The organism is Uliginosibacterium sp. 31-12, from assembly GCF_030548425.1.
Classification (GTDB): domain Bacteria; phylum Pseudomonadota; class Gammaproteobacteria; order Burkholderiales; family Rhodocyclaceae; genus Uliginosibacterium; species Uliginosibacterium aquaticum.
The window spans coordinates 150,973-170,537 of record NZ_JAUOOA010000004.1 but is presented as its reverse complement, the minus strand read 5'-3'; the positions used below and the strand labels follow the sequence as shown (position 1 = coordinate 170,537).

Genomic DNA, 19,565 nt, shown 5'->3' with positions numbered 1-19,565 from the left:
CACGCCGCAAGATCGAAGATGCCCAGACTGCCCGCTGTGGCCACTCAGGTATTGAACAAAATTGCCGTTCTGGCCCTCATAACCCTCCCTGGGGCGAATATGCGTGATTTTGTTGAGTTTGACGAATCTTGTGTTTTTCCCCGGGACGGGCGTTTGTCCGGCCAAGCTAAAATCCTTTACAGACTGGGCGCTGCGCCTTTCCTGCCTGCACGGTCCGCATTGATCCTGAATCAGGCAAGTGAGGATTCGCCCGCCGGCAGCGCACTCCTGTAGCTGCCGTATAAGGAAGTTCTCAACATGCAATGGATAGGTCTCAGTGAGCAGCCTGCGTCGGTGCTGGTTGCCGACATGCAGCGCCTCGATCTGGCCGCCCTGCTGGCGGAGGAGCCGCGCGCCCCGGTGCTGCTCGAGACCTCGGCATGGCCGCAGGCTGCCGCCTGGGTACGCGCCATCCGGGCCCAGCCGGCTCTGAGTCATCTGCCTCTGTTCCTGGCGACCCGGCCGGACGGCGCGGAGCCGCCAGGCCTTGCCAGCCTGCTTGACGGTATCGCGCTGGATGCCGCCGGGCGGGATGCGCAGGCCGGCGAGATCATGGCCCAGGCCGCCCGCCTGACGCATGTGGCGGCCACGCCCGGCGAGGCGCTGGCGCAGTACCTGGCGTGCCGGCCGGCGCAACGCCTGCATCCGGTGAAGGACTGGACCGCGCCAGCTTATTACCGCTATCCGCTGGTCGAAACCCTGCTCACCGAGGGGGAAGATCCCTATGTCTGGCTCGAGCGCTGGAGCCGCCGGCGCATCCTCGATACCGAGGTGGTCGTCGATCGCCTGCGCCTGTGCGACCAGTGCAGCAGCGCGCACATGAACCATGTGGACGTCTGCCCGTCCTGCGCCAGCATCGACATCACCAGCACCCGCCTGCTGCATTGCTTCACCTGCGGTCATGTCGATCAGCAGGAGAGTTTCCAGCGTCAGCACCGTCTCGAATGCCCCAAGTGCTCGGCCGCCCTACGCCATATCGGGGTGGATTACGACCGGCCGCTGGAGCAGCTGCAGTGCCGCCAGTGCAAGAACCTGTTCGTCGATGCCGACGTGCGCAGCCAGTGCATGGCCTGTGGCGCAAGCAGCTCGCCCGAGCGCCTGCCGGTACGCCCGATCGCGGTCTATCGCCTGGGCGGTGCCGGGCTGCTGCTGGCGCGCCAGGGCAATCTGTCGCCAGTGCTGTCCGGGCTGGATACGGTCAACTTCATCGTGCCGGCGCTGTTCGAACGCCTGCTGGACTGGCAGATCGCGCTGGCCCGGCGCTATCCCGAGAGCCACTTCTTCAGTGTGATCGGCCTGCGTGTGCGCAACCTGGAGGAACTGGTAAGTACGCTGGGTCGCTCGGTCACCGCGACCCTGATCGATGGGTTCGCCGAGCGTCTGCGCGCCACCCTGCGCACCACCGATCTCACCACCCGGGGGGACGATGACCACATCTGGCTGCTCACCCCGCATACCGATGAAGCCGGCGCGCGTCTGCTGGTGTCGCGCATGCGCGAGCTGGGCCAGGCTTCGCGCCAGGCCAACGCAGCTGTGCTGGCGCTATCCACCGCGGTGGTCAGCATGCCCGGGGCGGACGGGCTGCCGCTCGAAGCCAACCAGCTGATGGGCCTGATGGCCTCGCGCCTGGAAACCGAGATCGAGACCTGAGCCCATGTTCGAGTCGCGCGGCCTGGCCGAGATTCTGCTGAGCGTGTTCCCGCTGGTGCTGCTGTTCGAGCTGCCGGCCTACCTGCTGTGCTGGCTGGGCGTGATCAGCTATGCGTTGCGGCGCAAGGCGCGCCCGCAGCTGGATGCCTTCCGGCCGCGCGTGAGCTGCGTCGTCACCTGCTACTCGGAAGGCCGCGACGTGGGCAAGACGGTCGAAACCCTGATCGAGCAGACCTACCCGGGCGTCATCGAGATCCTGATCATGGTCGATGGTGCCGTGCAGAACCGCGCCACCTATCTGGCCGCGCGCGAATGGCAGGAAGCGGCGCGTCGTCATCCGAGTCGCATCCTCAAGATCCTGCCCAAGCGCACGCGCGGCGGCCGCGTGTCCAGCCTGAATGCCGGCCGCCACTTCGCGACCGGCGAAGTGGTGCTGGCGCTCGATGGCGACACTTCGTTCGACAACGACATGGTCTGGCAAATCACCCGCCCCTTCGCCGATCCGCAGGTCGCCGGCGTCTCCGGTGCATTGCGGGTGCGCAATGCGGCGGCCAGCCTGGTCGCCCGCCTGCAGGCGCTGGAATACATGCTGACCATCCAGCTCGCGCGCACCGGGCTCACCACCTTCAACACCGTCAACAACATCTCGGGGGCCTTCGGTGCCTTCCGCGGCAGCCTGCTCGACAGCCTCGGCGGCTGGGACGCCGGCACCGCCGAGGATCTGGACCTCACCCTGCGCATCAAGAAGCGCTTCGGCCCGGGCGAGCGCTACCGCATCGTGCACCAGCCACTGGCCATGGGCCACACCGATGCGCCCACCGAGTGGAAGGTGTTCTTCAAGCAGCGCCTGCGCTGGGATGGCGACCTGTTCTACCTCTACGTGCGCAAGCACTGGCACAGCCTGCGGCCGGGCCTGCTGGGCTGGCGCAATTTCATCATGCTGATGTGGACTGGGGTCTACTTCCAGCTCGTGATGCCCTTCATCATCGTCGGCGCCACCCTGTGGCTGGTCTGGTCCCTGCCCTGGCCGGTGCTGCTGGCGGTGCTGGGGCTCACCTACCTGTTCTACACCCTGCTCACCGGCACTTTGTTCCTGAGCTATCTGCTGCTGCTCTCCGAGCGCCGCCGCCAGGATTGGCCCTACCTCGCCTTCGTGCCCCTGTTTCCCTTCTTCACCTTTGCCTCGCGTGTGTGGAATGCCTTTGCCACCCTGGCCGAGCTGGTCACCCGCCAGCATCTCGATTCCTCCATGGCGCCCTGGTGGGTGCTGCGCAAGACCCGCTACTGACATGTCAGCCACCTTTCTCCTCCGTTTGGTCTGTTGCCTGCTGCTGCTCTGCGCTGGCGCGGTGCAGGCTGCGCCGGCATTCCGCCTGCAGGATTTCGCCGACGCGCTGGAGAGCCACCCGGACTACGCCCTGGCCGGTGCCGAGCGCGAGCTGGCCGAGTCGCAGCTCGAACGCGAGCGGGCCAGTGGCGGCCTGCGCTTGTATGGTGATGCCGGCGCGGCCAACGTCTATGAACCGCAGTTCGGCGGCGGCTCGCGCGATTACTACAGCCTGCTCGGCAGCCTGGGGCTGCGCTATCCGCTGCTCGGCACGGCTGGCGAACAGCGTTTGCGCGTCGGTTATGCCGGCATCGACGCGCTGCTCAGCCGGGTCCAGCGCGAAGCCCTGCGCCAGCGCCTGCTGCAGGATTTGCGCAGCAGCTACTACGGCTATGCCCGGGCCGAGGCGCAGCAGGCCCTGGCGCGCCACTTCCTCGCGGCCGCACCGCAGATCCGTGCGGCCCTGGCACAGCGCCAGCAGGCCGGCCTGCTGCTTGAGGGCGAGGCGCGCGAGCTGGCCCTGAGCCTGACCCAGGCCGAGCGCCAGCAAGCCAATGCCGCAGCCGAGCTGCTGCGCTTCGGGCGCGAACTGCGGCGCTGGCGCGCGGATTTTGCCGGCCAGCTCGTGGCCGGCCCCGGCGGCGGGCTGGATCTGCCGGCGGAGCAGACCAGCGATCAGGCCCTGCTGGCCTTGCAGACCCTGCAGGACGAGCTGGCCCGTGCCGGCAGCAGTCCGCTGCGTGCCAACGCCTATGTAGCCGGCAACCTGCGCCGTGATGATGACCTCGGCCGTGCTTCCAGCATCAATGCCGGCATCAGCTTCGAACTGCCGCTGGATGCGCCCGGCGTTGCCCGCAGCACGCGGCGCGAGTCCGCCGCCCGGGTACAGCGCGCCCGCCTGCTCCTGCAGCAGCAGCGTGACGAGGCGGCGCGCTGGCGTGAAGCCATGCTCAACGAACAGGCCGATGCGCAGGCCGAACTGCGCCTGGCCGCCGCCGCGGCCGCGGCCAGCGGCAGCCGCGTACGCGAAACCGGCCAGCGCGCCCAGCTCAAGGCCGGCGTGGCGGGTGACCCGATCGAGCGCTGGGTCGCAGCGCGCAGCGCCCACTTCACTGCACTCAACGCCTTGATTGCGGCTCAGGCGCGTGCCTGGGCGGCCGGCGATGACAGCCCGCTTACCGCGCAGGGCTGCCTGCTGCCGGCCGCGGCCTGGCTCAGCTGGGAGGCGCTGCGCCAGCCGCCGGCCGAAGCATGTCCGAACCTGCTGGCGGTGCAGCCCGCGCGTCGCGCCGTGTATGCCTGGGGCGGCCTGCAGGCGCTGGAGGGTGAGGCTGTGCGGCGGGCGCTGGGCGAACTGCTGGTCAGCGAGGTGTGGCTGTCCTTCAGCCCGGCCGATCTGCAGCAGCTCACTGCGGCTGGTCCCCGCCAGCGCCTGGCCGCGCAGATCCGTGCGCAGCAGCGCGCCGGCCGCCGCGTCAGCCTGCTGCTGGGCGACCCGGACTGGCTGCGCGCGGGGCGCGGCGAAACCCTGCTGGCCATCGTGCGGAACCTGGCCGAGCTGCCTTTCGACGGCCTGCAGCTTGATCTCGAACCGGACCAGCTGAGTGCCGCTGAGCGCAGCGGGCCGGGCGAGGCGCAGGCCTGGCGCGAACTGGCCCGGCGGGTGGCCGAGCTGCGGGCGATCAGCCCGCTGCCGATCGGCCTCAGCATCCACTGGCGGGCCCTCGTGGCCGATGCCGGCGGGCTGTGTGCGGCCTGCCGCGCAGCTGCCAGCGCTGACGACGTGGTGGTCATGCTGTATTCCACTTCAGCCGCCTCGGCCCGTGAGCGCATCCAGCGCATCGCTGCCAATCTGCCCGGCAAGGCGCTGTGGCTGGCGCAGAGCATCGAACCCGAGCTGGCGCCAGACGAGAGTCATTTCCGCGCCGGCCAAAGCGCCTTGCGCAAGCACCTGGAAGGTCTCCAGAGTCTGGCGGAGCAGGGCGTGGTGGCCGGCTTTGCCGTGCAGAGCCTGGAAACCTATCTGAAAGCCAGTCCATGAAAATCCGATTCCGCATTCCGGAAGCCGCTGATCCGCGCCGCGAAGGGGGGCTGAGCCTGCCGCCACAGGAGTCGAAGCGTGTGCCGCCGCGTCTGCGCTGGTTGTTGATCACCCTGCTGGCCCTGAGCCCGGCGATCTGGGTCGCCGTCCACTTCATCCGCGAGTGGCTGTGGGTGGAGGCGCGTGGCTTCGTGATGTTCGAAGAGCTCAGTTTGCAGGCACCGCAGGACGCTACCGTGACCGAGCTGAACCTCAGCAGCGGCAGCCAGGTCACGCAGGGCAGCGTGCTGCTGCGCCTGGACAACCCCGCGCTGCGGGCGGAATACGAAGTCCTGCGTGCAGCCAATGTGGCGGCGAGCGCCAAGGAGGCTGTGGCCATTCATCAGGCTCAGCTGCAGTCCCAGCGGCAGACCCTGAAGGCCCTGCAGCAACGCCAGACGGCGCTGCATCAGCGTGTGCTGGTGCTGCGTGATCTGGCTGCCCGGGATGCCGCCACGCGCGGCGAAGTGCTGGCAGCGGAAGGCGAGGAGCTGGCCCTGCTCGGCAGCATCCAGGCCCAGCAGGAGAGCATCCTGCGCAGCACGCCTTCACCCTTGCCGGTGGTCAGCGCCTCTTTCTCCGCCGAGCAGCGCGCGCGCCTGGCCAGCCTCGAGGCGCGGATGGGAGAGCTGACGGTGCGGGCGCCGGTGGCGGGTACGGCGGACAACCTGATGCTCACCCGCGGCCAGCGCGTTTCCCAGGGCGAGCCGATGCTGGTGCTGCGCCATGGCCGCCCGCATGTGGTGGCCTTCATGCAGGGCCGCGAGCTGGGGCTGACCCATAGTGGCGAGACGGTGCGCATCGTGCTGCCCAACCGTGTCACGCTGCAGGGGCGCATCCTCGGTCCGGCGCCCTCCACCCGCCGCCTACCGGAAGAGCTGGCCGGCACGCTCGATCCGCGCAATCAGCGTCTGCAGGTGTTGATCGAGACCGATGCCCTGCCCGCCGAGGCGCGCATCCATCAGCTGCCGGTCACGATCCGCAGCTTCCGCTTCAGCGGCTGGTAGGCGCTCAGGTCAAGACGCCGGCGCGTTCCAGCATCGCGTGCAGCAGCACGTTGCAGCCGGCGGTGATGTGCTCCGGCTTGGCGTCTTCGATCTCGTTATGGCTGATGCCGTCCTTGCAGGGGATGAAGATCATCCCGGCCGGGGCGAGGCGAGCCATGTAGACCGCGTCATGGCCGGCACCCGAAACCGCCGGCATCGCCGAGTAGCCCAGCTTCTCCGCCGCCTTCGCCACCGCCGCGATACAGCCCGGCTCGAAGGGCTGGGCCGGATATTGCGAGACCAGCTCGATCTGGATGCCCAGGCCGGTCTCCGCTGCGAGCGCGGCGGCATAGGCGCGGATCTCGGCATCCATCGCATCGACCGCCGCATCGCTTTCGTTGCGCAGGTCGATGGAGAACTTCACCCGACCCGGAATCACGTTGCGGCTGTTCGGATGCACGTGGACCATGCCCACCGTGCCGCGTCCGTGCGGCGCGTGGCGATTGGCCAGGGCCACCACTTCCTGCATCAGGCGCGTAGCCACCTGCAGCGCATCGCGGCGCAGCGGCATCGGCGTGGGGCCGGCGTGCGCCTCCATGCCGGTCACCGTGCAGTCATACCAGCGGATGCCCAGCACGGCCTGCACCACGCCGATCACCTTGTCGTTGTCTTCCAGCACCGGCCCCTGCTCGATGTGGGTCTCGAAGTAGCTGCCAATCGGGTGATCACCCGGCTCCTCCTCACCGATGTAGCCGATGCGGGCGAGTTCCTCGCCGACCTTCTTGCCTTCGGTGTCGGTCGCGGCGTAGGCATGCTCCAGTGTGAAGGCCTTGGCGAACACGCCCGAGCCCATCATCACCGGCACGAAGCGCGAGCCTTCCTCATTGGTCCAGAAAGCCACTTCCAACGGCGCTTCGGTTTCGATGCCGAGATCATTGAGCGTGCGGATCACTTCCAGCCCGGCGAGCACGCCGTAGTTGCCATCGAACTTGCCACCGGTGGGCTGGGTGTCGATATGGCTGCCGGTCATCACCGGCGGTAGCGCCGGATTGCGGCCTTCGCGGCGCATGAACACGTTGCCGATCTTGTCGACCGTCACGCGCATGCCGGCCTCCTTCGCCCAGCCCACAACCAGATCGCGCCCCTGGCGGTCCAGATCGGTGAGGGCGAGGCGGCACACGCCGCCCTTCTCGGTGGCACCGATCTGCGCCAGCGTCATCAGCGAATCCCACAGACGCTCGCCGTTGATGCGCAGCGCGTCGATATTTGTGCTTGTCTTCATGTCCATGATGGGCTCCTGTTCAAGTCCGTACGACTGCGGTCGGCGCGAGTTCGCGGGCGCGCTTCTCCGCCGCCGCAAAACCCGCCCCGAAGGCCGGGCGCTTGATGTAACGGCCCGCGCCGCGCACCGCGCGCAGATCGCCGTTGGCATACACGAGGCGGCCCTGGCTGATGGTGTGCGAGGGCACGCCGGTGAGCGCCATGCCTTCGAAGATGTTGTAGTCGCCCTTGGAATGCTGGGTCTTCACCGAAAGGGTCTTGGTGCCGGCCGGATCCCACAGCACCAGATCGGCATCCGCGCCTACCGCCACACAGCCCTTCTTCGGGTAAATGTTGAAGAGCTTGGCGGCATTGGCCGAAGTGATCGCCACCCATTCGCTGGGGGTGAGGCGGCCGGTATTCACTCCAGCGGACCACAGCACGGCCATGCGCTCCTCGACCCCGCCGGTGCCGTTCGGAATCTTGGCGAAGTTCTCCGCGCCCATGCGCTTCTGCTCGGCGCAGAAAGTGCAGTGGTCGGTCGCAGTGGTGTGCAGCTGGCCGGACTGCAGGCCGCGCCAGAGCGCCTCCTGATGTTCCTTCGGGCGGAAGGGCGGGCTCATCACATGCGCCGCCGCCTTGGTGAAATCCGGATCGCGATAGACGCTGTCGTCCACCACCAGATGGCCGGCCAGCACCTCGCCATATACGCGCTGGCCACGCGCGCGGGCACGCGCGATGGCCTCGGCCGACTCGATGCAGGACACGTGCACCACATAGATCGGCACGCCCAGCACATCGGCAATCGCGATCGCGCGGTTGGCCGCCTCGCCTTCCACCATCGGCGGGCGCGAGAGCGGATGGCCTTCCGGCCCGGTGATGCCCATCTTCTGCACTTCCTGCTGGAGCAGATAGACCAGCTCGCCGTTCTCGGCATGCACGGTGGGCATTGCGCCCAGTTCCAGCGCGCGGCGGAAGCTGTTCACCAGGGTTTCGTCGTCGCACATGATGGCGTTCTTGTAGGCCATGAAGTGCTTGAAGCTGTTGATGCCTTCGTCGCGCACCAGGGTGCCCATGTCATGTCGCACCGATTCGTCCCACCAGGTGATCGCCATGTGGAAGCTGTAGTCGGAGGCGGACTTTTCGGCCCAGCCGCGCCAGGTCTGATACGCCTCCAGCAGCGGCTGCTGCGGATTCGGGATCACGAAGTCGATGATCGAGGTGGTGCCGCCGGCCATCGCCGCTGCGGTACCGGTGAAGAAATCGTCCATCGTCACGGTGCCCATGAAGGGCAGCTGCATGTGGGTGTGCGGATCGATGCCGCCCGGCACCACATACTGGCCGCTGGCGTCCAGCACTTCGCAGCCGGCCGGCGCGAGTGCCGCAGCACCCTCACCCACGGCGGCAATCACGCCGTCGATGCACAGCACGTCGGCGCGGGTTTCGCAGTCGGCATTCACCACGCTGCCGCCACGGATCAGGATGCTCTGGCTCATCTGTCTCTCCTTGAATGCGGGAACTCAGCCCATCTGCGGGAATGCAAACTCCGGGCCCTTGGCGGACTGGCTGTCCGGCCAGCGCTGCATCACGGCTTTCTGCCGGGTGTAGAAGCGCACGCCTTCCGGGCCGTAAGCGTGGTGGTCGCCAAACAGGCTGCGCTTCCAGCCACCGAAGCTGGAGAAGGCCATCGGCACCGGCAGCGGCACATTCACCCCAACCATGCCGACGCGGATATGCCGAACGAATTCGCGTGCCACGCCACCATCGCGGGTGTAGATCGCCACGCCGTTGCCGAACTCGTGATCGTTGATCAGCTTCACGGCGGAGGGCAGATCCGGCATGCGCACGATGCACAGCACCGGACCGAAGATTTCTTCGCGATAGACGATCATCTCGGGCGTCACGCCGTCGAGCAGGGTCGGGCCGACGAAGTAACCGGCTTCGAAACCCGGCACCGCAATCGCGCGGCCATCCACCACCGCCTCGGCGCCAGCCGCCACGCCCTCGCCGATCAGGCGCTTGATGCGCGCACAGGCTTCGGCGGTGATCACCGGGCCCATGTCGACCTTGTCCTGATGACCTTCGCCCACCTTCAGCGCGGCGATGCGGCTCTTCAGGGCCTCGATCAGGGCCGGGCCCACATCGCCCACCACCACCGCCACCGAGATCGCCATGCAGCGCTCGCCGGCCGCGCCAAACGCGGCCCCGATCAGTGCATCGGCGGCCATCGCGATATCGGCATCCGGCATTACCACGAGGTGGTTCTTGGCGCCGCCGAGGGCCTGCACCCGCTTGCCGGCCGCGGTGCCGGCACGGTAGATGGATTCGGCCACCGGCGTGGAGCCCACGAAGCTCACCGCCTCGATCTGCGGATGGGCCAGGATGGCTTCAACGATAGTGCGGTCGCCCTGCACCACGTTGAACACGCCATCGGGCAGACCGGCTTCCTTGAGCCATTCCGCCATCAGCAGGCTGGCTGCCGGATCGCGCTCGGAGGGCTTCAGCACGAAGGTGTTGCCGCAGGCTATCGCCAGCGGGAACATCCACAGCGGCACCATCGCCGGGAAGTTGAAGGGCGTGATGCCGGCGACCACGCCGAGCGGCTGGCGCAGCGTCCAGGCGTCGATGCCGGTAGCGATCTGGTCGCTGAAATCGCCCTTGAGCAGTTGCGGAATGCCGGTGGCAAATTCGATGTTCTCGATGCCGCGCGCGACTTCGCCCATCGCATCCGGGAAGGTCTTGCCATGCTCGCGCACCAGGCAATCGGCCAGCACCGCCGAGCGCTCCTGCACGATGGCGAGGAATTTGTAGAACACCCGGGCGCGGGCCAGCGCGGATTTCGCGGCCCAGGCCGGGAAGGCGGCGGCAGCCGCCGCCACGGCGGCCTCCAGGTCGGTGCTGCTGCCCAGCAGCAGCTTGCCCTGCACCGCCCCGGTGGCGGGGTTGAAAATATCCTGCGTGGCGACTGGCGTGCCGCGTTGTGCGGCGCCGTTGATCCAGTGACTGACTTCGTAGAGATCGCTCATGGGCTTGGCTTTCACGCGGTGACTTCGCGCATCGGGTTGTTCGGGTGGGTGGTCCAGTTCTGGTACTCGCCGGTTACGGTTTCACCGGTGCGGGTATCCACTTCACCCGGCTTGAGGCTCTTCATCGTGATGCAGCTGGGCACCGGGCAGATCGACACGCACAGGTTGCAGCCGACGCACTCTTCTTCCTTCACCTCGTAATGGCGCTGGCCATCCTTGAAGGCGGTGATCGCCTGGTGGGAAGTGTCTTCGCAGGCCACATGGCAACGGCCGCACTGGATGCATTTGTCCTGATCGATGACGGCCTTGTCGATGTGCTTGAGGTTCAGGTAACGCCAGTCCGACACGGTCGGCACCGCGCTGCCCTGGAAGTCGGCAATCGAGGCGTAGCCCTTCGCGTCCATGAAGTTCGAGAGGCCCGAAATCATGTCTTCCACGATGCGGAAGCCGTAGACCATCGCGGCGGTACACACCTGCACCGTGCCGCAACCCAACGCGATGTATTCAGCCGCATCACGCCAGGTCGAGATGCCGCCGATGCCGGAGATCGGCAGGCCGGCGGTGAGCGGATCACGGGCGATCTCGGCCACCATGTTGAGCGCGATCGGCTTCACCGCCGGGCCGCAGTAGCCGCCGTGCGAGCCCTTGCCGCCGGTGCTGGGGCTCATGATCATGGTGTCCAGATCCACGCCCATGATCGAGTTGATGGTGTTGATCAGCGATACCGCATCCGCCCCGCCGGCCTTCGCAGCGCGGGCCGGGAAGCGGATGTCGGTGATGTTGGGGGTGAGCTTCACGATCACCGGCATCTTCGAGTACTGCTTGCACCAGCGCGTGACCATCTCGATGTATTCCGGCACCTGGCCCACTGCCGCGCCCATGCCGCGCTCGCTCATGCCGTGCGGGCAGCCGAAGTTCAGCTCGATACCATCGGCCCCGGTGTCTTCCACCATCGGCAGGATGCGTTTCCAGGATTCTTCCTGGCAGGGCACCATCAGCGACACCACCACCGCGCGATCCGGCCAGTTGCGCTTCACCCGGGCGATTTCTTCGAGGTTGATCGCCAGCGAGCGGTCGGTGATCAGCTCGATGTTGTTCAGGCCCTGCACGCGGCGGTCCGGCCCCATCAAGGTGGCATAACGCGGGCCACTCACGTTCACCACATGCGGGTCTTCGCCCAGTGTCTTCCACACCACGCCGCCCCAGCCCGCCTCGAAGGCGCGCACCACGTTGTATTCCTTGTCGGTCGGCGGCGCCGAGGCCAGCCAGAAGGGGTTCGGGCTCTTGATGCCCAGAAAATTGCTACTCAGATCAGCCATCGCTCAATCTCCTAAAGTGTGTCGGGGTCAGGCGCGCAAGGCGGCGTCGATTGCAATCGCGGCCTGTTTGCCGTGCTCGACGGCTTCCACCGTCAGGTCCAGGCCGCCAGCCCGGCAGTCCCCACCCGCCCAGATCTTCGGATGCGAGGTCTGGCCCGACGGGTCGGTCGCGATGCGGCCCTTCTCCAGCACGAGGCTGAGATCCAGCGGCTCGGCCACGAAGCTCTGGCCGATGGCCTTGAGCACCATGTCGGCTTCCAGCGTGAAGGTCTCGCCGGTTTCGACCAGCTTGCCGTTCTCGTCGCGGGTGACGGCGAAAACCGCGCCGGTCACGAAGCCGTCGCTGCCGACGATTTCGCGCGGTGCGGCCCAGTGGCGGATCGTCACGCCATTGATCTGTGCCCATTGCTGCTCGTAGGCCGACGCACTCATGGCCTCCGCTCCGCGGCGATACACCATGGTGACTTCACGCGCGCCGAGCTTCTTGGCCTGCACTGCGGCATCCACCGCCGTCATGCCGCCACCGATCACCACCACGCGGCGGCCCACCGGCACGGCCGAGAGATCCTTGGCCTGACGCAGCTCGGCGATGAAATCCACCGCAGCCTGCAAGCCGACGAGCGCTTGCTCGGCAATTCCCAGCGAATTGACACCGGCGAGACCCATGCCGAGGAACACTGCGTCGTATTCCGCGACCAGGCCACTCAGCGTGATGTCGCGGCCCAGCTGTTTGCCGCATTGAATCTCGATGCCGCCGATGGAGAGCAACCATTCGATTTCGCGCTGGGCGAAGCCATCGGGGGTCTTGTAGCGGGCCAGACCATATTCGTTGAGGCCACCGGGCTTGCTGTGGGCATCGAAGACGATCACATCGTGACCCAGTGTGGCCAGGCGATGCGCGGCTGAGAGGCCAGCCGGCCCGGCGCCGACCACAGCCACGCGGCGTCCGCTCGGGGCGGCCCGGGTAAACATCGGCTTGGTCGGTGCGGCAAAGTAGGCGTCGGTCGCAAAGCGCTGCAGCAGGCCGATCTCGACGGGCTTGCTCTCATTGGTCTGGCGCACACAGGAGCCTTCGCACAGGTTCTCGGTAGGGCAGACGCGCGCGCACATGCCGCCCAGCACATTGGCTTCGAGAATCGTCTCGGCAGCGCCCAGCACATTGTCCTGAGCGATGCGCTGGATGAAGTGCGGGATGTCGATGCCGGTCGGGCAGGCTGAAATGCAGGGCGCGTTGTAGCAGTAGTAGCAGCGCTCGGCTTCGAGCAGGGCCTGCAGCGGGTTAAGGGGCGGATGCGCGTCCGTGAAATTGAGGGCGCAGCTTTCGGGCGCGAGGCGGCCTGCGGCAATGCCGGGCAGATCCAGTGCGCCAGGTTTTTCGATGGGGCGGTTCATGCAGTCTCTCCGTGCGTATTGAGGCGGTGCGTGCGGAAGTTGGGGAAATCAGTCAGCCATGGCGATGCGGATCGCGCGGCGCAGCATGTCGCCCATGGCGCGCAGCTCGTCCGGCGTGCTGATGAAGGGCGGGCCCATGGCAATCGTGTCGGCGGTAAAGCGCAGCAGCACGCCCTCATGGATGCCGGCCTCGAAAGTCTTGAGTGCGCGGGCGCCGGGCTTGCCGGCGATGGGTTGCAGATCCACCGCAGCGGCGAGGCCGATGTTGCGGATGTCGATCACGCCCGGCTCGCCCTTGAGGCTGTGGATCACCTCCTCAAGCACTGGAATCAGCGCTGCAGCCTGAGCGATGGCGCCGCCCTCGGTCAGCGCGTCCAGCGCAGCATGGCCGGCCGCCGCTGCCATCGGGTGGCCGGAATAGGTGAAGCCGTGGCACAGCTCCACCGCGTATTGCGGCGCGTTGATGCCCATGAAGGTCTGGAAGATGTCTTCGCGCACAATCACCCCGCCCATCGGGATGATCCCGTTGGTCACGCCCTTGGCGAAACAGATGATGTCTGGCGTCACACCGAAGAACTGGGCCGCGAAAGGCGTGCCCATGCGGCCGAAGCCGGTAATCACCTCGTCGAAGATCAGCAGGATGCCGTGCTTGGTGCAGATCTCGCGCAGCTTCTGCAGATAGCCCTCGGGCGGCACCACCACGCCCACCGAGCCCTGGATCGGTTCGACGATCACCGCCGCGATGGTGGAAGCGTCGTGCAGGGCGACGATGCGCTCCAGCTCATCGGCGAGATGCGCGCCCCACTTCGGCATGCCCTTCGAGAACGCCATCTCGGAGAGGTTGTAGGTGTGCGGCAGATGATCGACACCGGGCACCATCACCGGGCCGAACATCTTGCGATTGGCTGGCATGCCGCCCACTGACATGCCGCCGAAGCCCACGCCGTGATACGCCTTCTCGCGGCCGATGAAGCGGGTGCGGCTGCCCTCGCCGCGCAGGCGCTGATAGCCATACGCGATCTTCAGCGCAGTATCGACGGCTTCGGAACCGGAGTTGGTGAAGAACACCCGGTCCAGCCCCGCCGGTGCCAGATCGGCGATGCGCTTGGCCAGACTCAGGGTGAGCGGATTGCTGATCTGGAAAGCCGGCGAGTAATCCAGCTCCAGCACCTGGCGGCTGATCGCCTCGGCGATGCCGGCGTGCGCATGGCCCAGCGGGCAGCACCACAGACCGGAGAGCGCATCGAACAGACGCTGGCCCTCGGTGTTCGTGTACCAGGCCCCCTTGGCGCTGGCCATCAGCTTCGGATGCGCCTGGAAGTAGCGATTCGGCGTAAAGGGCAGCCAGCTGTTGTCCAGCCCCGCCACGCCCGCTTCCTGCGTCGGGACCTGCTTCGGATCGTTCATCGACAGTGCTCCTGAACACGGCAGGCAGGCGGCGCGCTGTGCGCTGCATATCCTGACCGTTTGGTTAAGTTTCAGAAGCTGTTCTTAGCCATTTCCGTGCCACTTACCCTCAAAGGCCGGTGTGGCGCAGAACGCCCGTTTGCGCAAACGAAGCGGGCCACGGGATCTGCACTGCGCTGGGGCGAAAAATGCAGTGCCCCGCATCAAAGTGGATCGTTTGGTCAGAAAAATGAGCTTTGGGTTTGGGCGCTTGCCGCTCTGGAGAACTCAGGCCGGTCAGGGGGCACATCTGCTCGTGATACGTGGCTGACCCTGCTCCGGCAACACATCAAACGCGCATCGCAGGCGTAGCCCGGATGCAGCGCAGCGGAATCCGGGAATCATTCTTTGCAGCGAGAAAAGCCCCGGATTCCGGCTTTGCCTTCATCCGGAACTACGCCGTACGCGGTGCGACAGGTCCGGTGGAACGAAGGGTTCGGCGTCGATTGCAGCCGGATGGCTGTCCCTTGGGTTTCAGTCGATGTTCTGGCCAATGCGCCAAAGAACACCTGATGGATCGTAGAGACAGAAATCACGCATGCGCCAAGCTTGATCTTCCAGCGCAGTGACCTTCACCCCGTATTTTTCGAGCACACCACTTTCGTGGACCTGCTGCCACCATGCATTCACGTCTTCTACCAGGATGTGCATCATGAAATTTTCAGCAAACGCTTCAGCACAGAAATCCTGGAGTAGAAAGCTGACGTGCCCGAAGTGGAAGTAAGCGATACCGCCGCCTTCAGAGGCCATCGTAAAACCAAGGTCCTTGTAGAACTGCTTGGAAAGCTCGAAGTCTTTCGACGGAACAAATGCCTTGATTTCTGTGATTTTGAGATTTGACATGGATGCTTCTCGCTACGACGCCGAACGTGAAGGTGAGCGATGCCGGAGGCAGCCCGTGACTAGAGCTGCACGATAGCCAGCTTGACCAGCTCTGCGACCCGCTGAACCTCGGCGGGGGTGTTGAAGCGAACTTCGATCCACTGCGACGACGCCGCGCGAGTGGGATGTAGCTGGGAATCGGAGGGATGTGAGAGGCCAAGCGACTTAATGATCTTGCGAGTCAAGCGCAGGTCGATCTCCTGATCGTTATGGAAGTGCGCAAATTCCTTGCCGCGGAAGAACAGAGCAGTGCCGCCGGCAACCTGGGAAGGCTGAGCTTCAAATCCTTCAATGGATGCAAGCAGGGCTAAGAGTTGGTTCTTTAGGGATGCCATGATTCTGGGCCAGAGCGTAGTTTGGCGGCAGCGGCCGAAATTCGAGGGAGGAGCACGCAGGTTGTTGGTTTTTTTCGGCCTAAAAGCGTAGCTTTTGGCTATCCCTGTTAATTGAAGGGCTATGCCCCGACAGTACCTTCGTTTTCGATAATGAACGAGGCCTTGCTCAACGATTTCAAGCAACGTGTTTGCCCCACATTAAATTTCTTTAGTTGCCATAGCACAGACCCACCAAAGTCTAGGAATACGGGAACTGTTGAACGGTACCAAATTTCTCGCGGATGCTTCCAAATGAACAAATGGTGGCCATCATAGGTTTTCTCTACGAATGACTCACAGTCTCTGCTGCCATGTAGAAGGACCATTGTTGCATTAGGCTCGTTTTCAGAAACCAAGTAGTACATGAAGTCAATGGCCCCACTCCGTGGCTGGTAAAGACGCATGTCATGTGACCCCGGATGATCCGGACTAGGAAGCTTTGCACATATCTCGACATTCTTTAAGAATGAGGCCCCATTCACGACCCAAACCATGTTTCCGTAGAACGCCTCTCTAGAAGAAAGCTCTTCGTCGTTCATGGCCGAGTTCTGAAATTCGATCACAAGCTCAGAAGCCGTCTTAACGTCAGCAATGTGCTTTTCTTGGCTTTCTGGCGAGAACTGAACTACCTCCCGAAACTCTGGAGGCCAATGCGATTTCCATGCTCTATGCCAGGGGGTTTCATTTTCCCACCATGGATCACAGATCTGCCGACTCACGTGTGCCCAGTGCCATAGTTTTTGGGTGCCGCACTTTGAAACCGTTTTCGCGCCACATGCAGGGCAAACCCCCTCGCTCTTGGGGGAAGGCGGCACCTTGACTCCATTCACTAGTGAGAACTGCACGAAATTATCCAAGGGGCATAACGTTGGAGGTAACCGGCAGCCGGAGCGCGAAGCGCGGAGGGCGCCCAAAAGCGAAGCTTTTGGGCTGTCCGGTTGACCGAGAGGTTATACATTGGACGGGCACTGAATAATTACTTTGGCTCAGTTCCGCCCGGCAAGGTCCACCACGACCCAGTTATCAACTGTTGTTTCACAGTTGAGCCATTTATCCACGGATAGATAGATTGAAAATTCTTAACGTCTTCTGCGAATCGGTCACGGAATTGACCGGTTCCCAGTGGGCGAATGGCATTGAAGTTTCCAACGTAAATTACTTCGCCTTTATTTAACCTAAAAGTGAATGGTTCATTTGGCTCTTTTGCAGAACCCCCATCTGTTTTAACCAGATACCAAGACAAAAATTTGTATTCCCCTGGCGGAAGTGTGAAAGCTCCGTAGAACCTTTTCCCCTTCCCCTCTTTCTGAGGTATTTCATTAGGCCAGTCCTTTACGGTTAGTATTGTCCGTTTTTCGTTTAAATCTGAAACCACAAAAGATACCCCTGTGGCCGTGAACAATGCACGATCGGTGACAGGCAAGAGAATCAGCCCGTTCTCTTTCAGATCAGGTGCAACATCTTTTTGCAGCCCCCCTGTCGTGACGCATCCAGTTAGGAACAATACGAAGAGAAAATATATAGCCAATATTTTTTTATTCATGTGATGTTTCCTGAAGCGGTGAAGAGTATGTCTAACGTGTTATGGGGATCAGTTTTGCCGCATAACATCGGCGCATGCCCCCTAACATGGCATGACCGATCAGCGAAGATTGGCTTCCAGACTAGTTTTCCACGACTCTGCTGTACATCGGACCCGCATTAACAGCGTCGACAAAAACCTTACGCTGCAGATTTCAGGTTTTGAGCTTCGTATGGCCGCTTTGCTGCGGCAAGCCTGAACATCCGAACCTGACCCGCCGCAGCCATTCTAGTCCGCTGGAATCAAGGGCGGCGTCGGTGAGCCGTCGCCCGAGATGATGCCTGTGCCGTGGGTCTTGCCCTTGAGCGTTGCAGAGGTCCGGAGCGCGATCTCAGCGCCACTTCAGATCACAGCAGCGTTGTGATCATGACGAAGAGTTGGAAAGCGACGAAAGCCCGCAGGCCCGCAGCGTGACGTTCAGTACATGCTCTAGGGCACGTTTGCGCGCACGCGGGCTGTGGGTATCCGCACCGAGCACGGCCTGGATCTGCACGTCGAAATCGGCATAGGTCTGGGTATTGGCCCACAGCGTGAAAAAGAAGTGGGTGCTGTCCACCGGGGCGATACGCCCGGCGGCAATCCAGGCCTCCAGCACGGCCGCTTTCTCGCGCACAGTGCGGCGCAACTCGCTTTGCAGCATTTCGCCCACAACCGGCGCGCCATGCAGCAATTCGTTGGCGAAGACCCGCGAGGCATCCGGCCGTTCATAGGCCAGGGCCATCTTGTGGCGCACATAGCTCTCGATCGCTTCACGCGGATCAGCGTCTGCCGTGATCACGTCGGTGGGTGAGAGCCAGTCGTGCAGCACCCGATCGAGCACTGCGCGATAGAGCTCGGCCTTGTTGCCGAAGTAGTAATGCAGATTGGGTTTTGGTACGCCCGCTTCTTCGGCGATCTGGGCCATGGTGGCGCCGCCGAAGCCGGCTCGCGCGAAGACGCGTTCGGCGCCGCTGAGGATGGCGGTTTCGTTGAGCTGGCGGATGCGGCTTTTGCTGACGTCTGACTCTTCAACGAGCGTGGCCTTCGCACGGCTTGCGGTTTTCCGGGTCGTCATGGCCATGGTCTCGGGCGGGCAGTGGGGCCCACATTCTAGCTTCCGGGCCGGATGGCCGGGGTAGCCGGGAGGGGGCGGTGCCGCCCCTCCCGGCCGGGCTTGCTTACTTCGCGGCTGCGTCCCACACCATGTGAGTCATGGCGGCCTTGCCCGGATCCTTCTTGATGACCGGATCCGAACCCCCGCTCATCAGCACCTTCACCGTGCGCTCATAGGCGGCCGGGTCGAGGTAGCCGATCTTAGGCGTGTTGGCGTTGGAGATCAGCTTGGCGACGTTTTCCATCTGGCGCTTTTGCACCGCGACGGTGGCGCTGCCCGAAGCATCCTGGGCCACCACGATCTTGGCGGCTTCTTCCGGATTCTTCACCGCGTCGTTCCAGCCCTTGAAGCTGGCCTTGAGGAACTTGGCCATCTTGGCGACGAAAGCCTTGTCGCGCAGGTTGGATTCAAGCACGTAGAGGCCGTCTTCCAGCGAGGCCACGCCCTGATCCTGATAGAAGAAGGCGAGCAGATCGGACTCTTTCACGCCGGCGTCCACCACCTGCCAGTACTCGTTGTAAATCATGGTCGAGATACAGGCGGCCTGGTTCTGCAGCAACGGATCCACGTTGAAGCCCTGCTTGAGCACGGTGATGTCCTTGCCCGGCTTGTAGCCCAGCTTGCCCATCCAGTTCAGGAAGGGGTACTCGTTGCCGCCGTACCAGACGCCGAGGGTCTTGCCCTTGAGATCCTTGGGTGAGCTCACGCCGGAAGCCTTCTTGCAGGTGAGCATCAGGCCGGACTTGTCGAAGACCTGAGCGATGTTCACCAGCGGTACGCCGGCTTCGCGTGCAGCGAGGGCATCCGGCATCCAGTTCACCACCACGTCGGCCGACTTGCCGGCGATCACCTGCACCGGCGAGATGTCCGGGCCGCCCGGCTTGATCGTTACATCCAGCCCGGCTTCCTTGTAGTAACCCTTGGCCTGCGCCACGTAATAGCCGGCGAACTGCGCCTGCGGCACCCATTTGAGCTGCAGGGTGACCTTCTCGGCCGCCTGGGCGCCGATCGAACCGAAAGCCGCAGCGGCCGCCAGTGCGCTAAAGACAAGATGCTTCCTGAACATGTGCAACGTGGACATCGGACAACTCCTTGGTTGGGTGAAACGA

16 protein-coding genes are annotated in these 19,565 nt (G+C 64.2%); 4 read left to right on the top strand and 12 right to left on the bottom strand.

Going from position 1 to position 19,565, the window contains the following annotated elements; translation table 11 throughout:
* Positions 1–297: 297 nt before the first annotated feature.
* Genes Q3Y64_RS09695 through Q3Y64_RS09680 form a run of 4 tightly spaced genes read left to right on the top strand, consistent with a single transcriptional unit; the run spans position 298 to position 6,103 of the window.
* Entirely contained in the window at positions 298–1,689 is a 1,392-nt protein-coding gene (locus Q3Y64_RS09695; RefSeq protein WP_101940472.1) for a diguanylate cyclase, read from the top strand.
* A gap of 4 nt (positions 1,690–1,693) precedes the next feature.
* Entirely contained in the window at positions 1,694–2,977 is a 1,284-nt protein-coding gene (locus Q3Y64_RS09690) for a glycosyltransferase (protein ID WP_303561359.1), read from the top strand.
* A gap of 1 nt (position 2,978) precedes the next feature.
* Positions 2,979–5,057, top strand: coding sequence for a TolC family protein (locus tag Q3Y64_RS09685; RefSeq protein WP_303561357.1), 2,079 nt, complete (start codon positions 2,979–2,981; stop codon positions 5,055–5,057).
* Positions 5,054–6,103 carry an HlyD family secretion protein gene (locus tag Q3Y64_RS09680; RefSeq protein WP_303561355.1) on the top strand — a complete coding sequence of 350 codons (1,050 nt, stop codon included), beginning with the start codon at positions 5,054–5,056 and terminating at the stop codon, positions 6,101–6,103. Before Q3Y64_RS09685 ends, Q3Y64_RS09680 begins: the two co-directional genes overlap by 4 nt.
* 4 nt (positions 6,104–6,107) lie before the next feature.
* Here the strand turns inward: Q3Y64_RS09680 and Q3Y64_RS09675 are convergent, their stop codons facing one another.
* The 12 genes from Q3Y64_RS09675 to Q3Y64_RS09625 form a co-directional block, all read right to left on the bottom strand.
* On the bottom strand, positions 6,108–7,370 hold the full coding sequence (locus Q3Y64_RS09675) for a Zn-dependent hydrolase (protein WP_101940468.1): 1,263 nt from the start codon (positions 7,368–7,370) through the stop codon (positions 6,108–6,110).
* Between the two features lie 13 nt (positions 7,371–7,383).
* A complete protein-coding gene (gene hydA / locus Q3Y64_RS09670) occupies positions 7,384–8,838 on the bottom strand; it encodes a dihydropyrimidinase (protein WP_101940467.1) in 1,455 nt (484 codons plus the stop codon).
* A gap of 24 nt (positions 8,839–8,862) precedes the next feature.
* Positions 8,863–10,383, bottom strand: coding sequence for a CoA-acylating methylmalonate-semialdehyde dehydrogenase (locus Q3Y64_RS09665; RefSeq protein WP_254048162.1), 1,521 nt, complete (start codon positions 10,381–10,383; stop codon positions 8,863–8,865).
* A complete protein-coding gene (gene preA / locus Q3Y64_RS09660) occupies positions 10,380–11,687 on the bottom strand; it encodes an NAD-dependent dihydropyrimidine dehydrogenase subunit PreA (RefSeq protein ID WP_101940466.1) in 1,308 nt (435 codons plus the stop codon). Before preA ends, Q3Y64_RS09665 begins: the two co-directional genes overlap by 4 nt.
* A 27-nt stretch (positions 11,688–11,714) precedes the next feature.
* Positions 11,715–13,079 (bottom strand): NAD(P)-dependent oxidoreductase, encoded by a 1,365-nt coding sequence (locus tag Q3Y64_RS09655; RefSeq protein WP_303561347.1) that lies wholly within the window; start codon positions 13,077–13,079, stop codon positions 11,715–11,717.
* Between the two features lie 48 nt (positions 13,080–13,127).
* Complete coding sequence (locus Q3Y64_RS09650; RefSeq protein WP_303561345.1) at positions 13,128–14,486, bottom strand: aspartate aminotransferase family protein; 1,359 nt, start codon at positions 14,484–14,486, stop codon at positions 13,128–13,130.
* Between the two features lie 513 nt (positions 14,487–14,999).
* Positions 15,000–15,368: a VOC family protein gene (locus Q3Y64_RS09645; protein ID WP_170022037.1), complete on the bottom strand. Its 369-nt coding sequence runs from the start codon at positions 15,366–15,368 to the stop codon at positions 15,000–15,002.
* A gap of 59 nt (positions 15,369–15,427) precedes the next feature.
* Entirely contained in the window at positions 15,428–15,742 is a 315-nt protein-coding gene (locus Q3Y64_RS09640) for a luciferase family protein (protein WP_303561344.1), read from the bottom strand.
* Positions 15,743–15,861: 119 nt separating this feature from the next.
* Positions 15,862–16,596 carry a competence protein CoiA gene (locus Q3Y64_RS19505; RefSeq protein ID WP_368506649.1) on the bottom strand — a complete coding sequence of 245 codons (735 nt, stop codon included), beginning with the start codon at positions 16,594–16,596 and terminating at the stop codon, positions 15,862–15,864.
* A gap of 161 nt (positions 16,597–16,757) precedes the next feature.
* On the bottom strand, positions 16,758–17,324 hold the full coding sequence (locus tag Q3Y64_RS09635; protein WP_303561342.1) for a hypothetical protein: 567 nt from the start codon (positions 17,322–17,324) through the stop codon (positions 16,758–16,760).
* 403 nt (positions 17,325–17,727) lie between these two features.
* Positions 17,728–18,417: a TetR family transcriptional regulator C-terminal domain-containing protein gene (locus Q3Y64_RS09630; protein WP_303561340.1), complete on the bottom strand. Its 690-nt coding sequence runs from the start codon at positions 18,415–18,417 to the stop codon at positions 17,728–17,730.
* Positions 18,418–18,520: 103 nt separating this feature from the next.
* Entirely contained in the window at positions 18,521–19,537 is a 1,017-nt protein-coding gene (locus Q3Y64_RS09625; protein ID WP_170023162.1) for an ABC transporter substrate-binding protein, read from the bottom strand.
* Positions 19,538–19,565: the final 28 nt, after the last annotated feature.

Bases quoted from the DNA above. Each gene is read 5' to 3' on its own strand.
- Q3Y64_RS09645 (WP_170022037.1), bottom strand. From the start codon at position 15,368: ATGTCAAATCTCAAAATCACAGAAATCAAGGCATTTGTTCCGTCGAAA.
- Q3Y64_RS09695 (WP_101940472.1), top strand. From the start codon at position 298: ATGCAATGGATAGGTCTCAGTGAGCAGCCTGCGTCGGTGCTGGTTGCC.
- Q3Y64_RS09635 (WP_303561342.1), bottom strand. From the start codon at position 17,324: ATGAATAAAAAAATATTGGCTATATATTTTCTCTTCGTATTGTTCCTA.
- preA (WP_101940466.1), bottom strand. From the start codon at position 11,687: ATGGCTGATCTGAGTAGCAATTTTCTGGGCATCAAGAGCCCGAACCCC.
- Q3Y64_RS09655 (WP_303561347.1), bottom strand. From the start codon at position 13,079: ATGAACCGCCCCATCGAAAAACCTGGCGCACTGGATCTGCCCGGCATT.
- Q3Y64_RS09650 (WP_303561345.1), bottom strand. From the start codon at position 14,486: ATGAACGATCCGAAGCAGGTCCCGACGCAGGAAGCGGGCGTGGCGGGG.
- Q3Y64_RS09630 (WP_303561340.1), bottom strand. From the start codon at position 18,417: ATGACGACCCGGAAAACCGCAAGCCGTGCGAAGGCCACGCTCGTTGAA.
- Q3Y64_RS09640 (WP_303561344.1), bottom strand. From the start codon at position 15,742: ATGGCATCCCTAAAGAACCAACTCTTAGCCCTGCTTGCATCCATTGAA.
- Q3Y64_RS09680 (WP_303561355.1), top strand. From the start codon at position 5,054: ATGAAAATCCGATTCCGCATTCCGGAAGCCGCTGATCCGCGCCGCGAA.
- Q3Y64_RS09625 (WP_170023162.1), bottom strand. From the start codon at position 19,537: ATGTCCACGTTGCACATGTTCAGGAAGCATCTTGTCTTTAGCGCACTG.
- Q3Y64_RS09685 (WP_303561357.1), top strand. From the start codon at position 2,979: ATGTCAGCCACCTTTCTCCTCCGTTTGGTCTGTTGCCTGCTGCTGCTC.
- Q3Y64_RS09690 (WP_303561359.1), top strand. From the start codon at position 1,694: ATGTTCGAGTCGCGCGGCCTGGCCGAGATTCTGCTGAGCGTGTTCCCG.
- Q3Y64_RS09675 (WP_101940468.1), bottom strand. From the start codon at position 7,370: ATGGACATGAAGACAAGCACAAATATCGACGCGCTGCGCATCAACGGC.
- hydA (WP_101940467.1), bottom strand. From the start codon at position 8,838: ATGAGCCAGAGCATCCTGATCCGTGGCGGCAGCGTGGTGAATGCCGAC.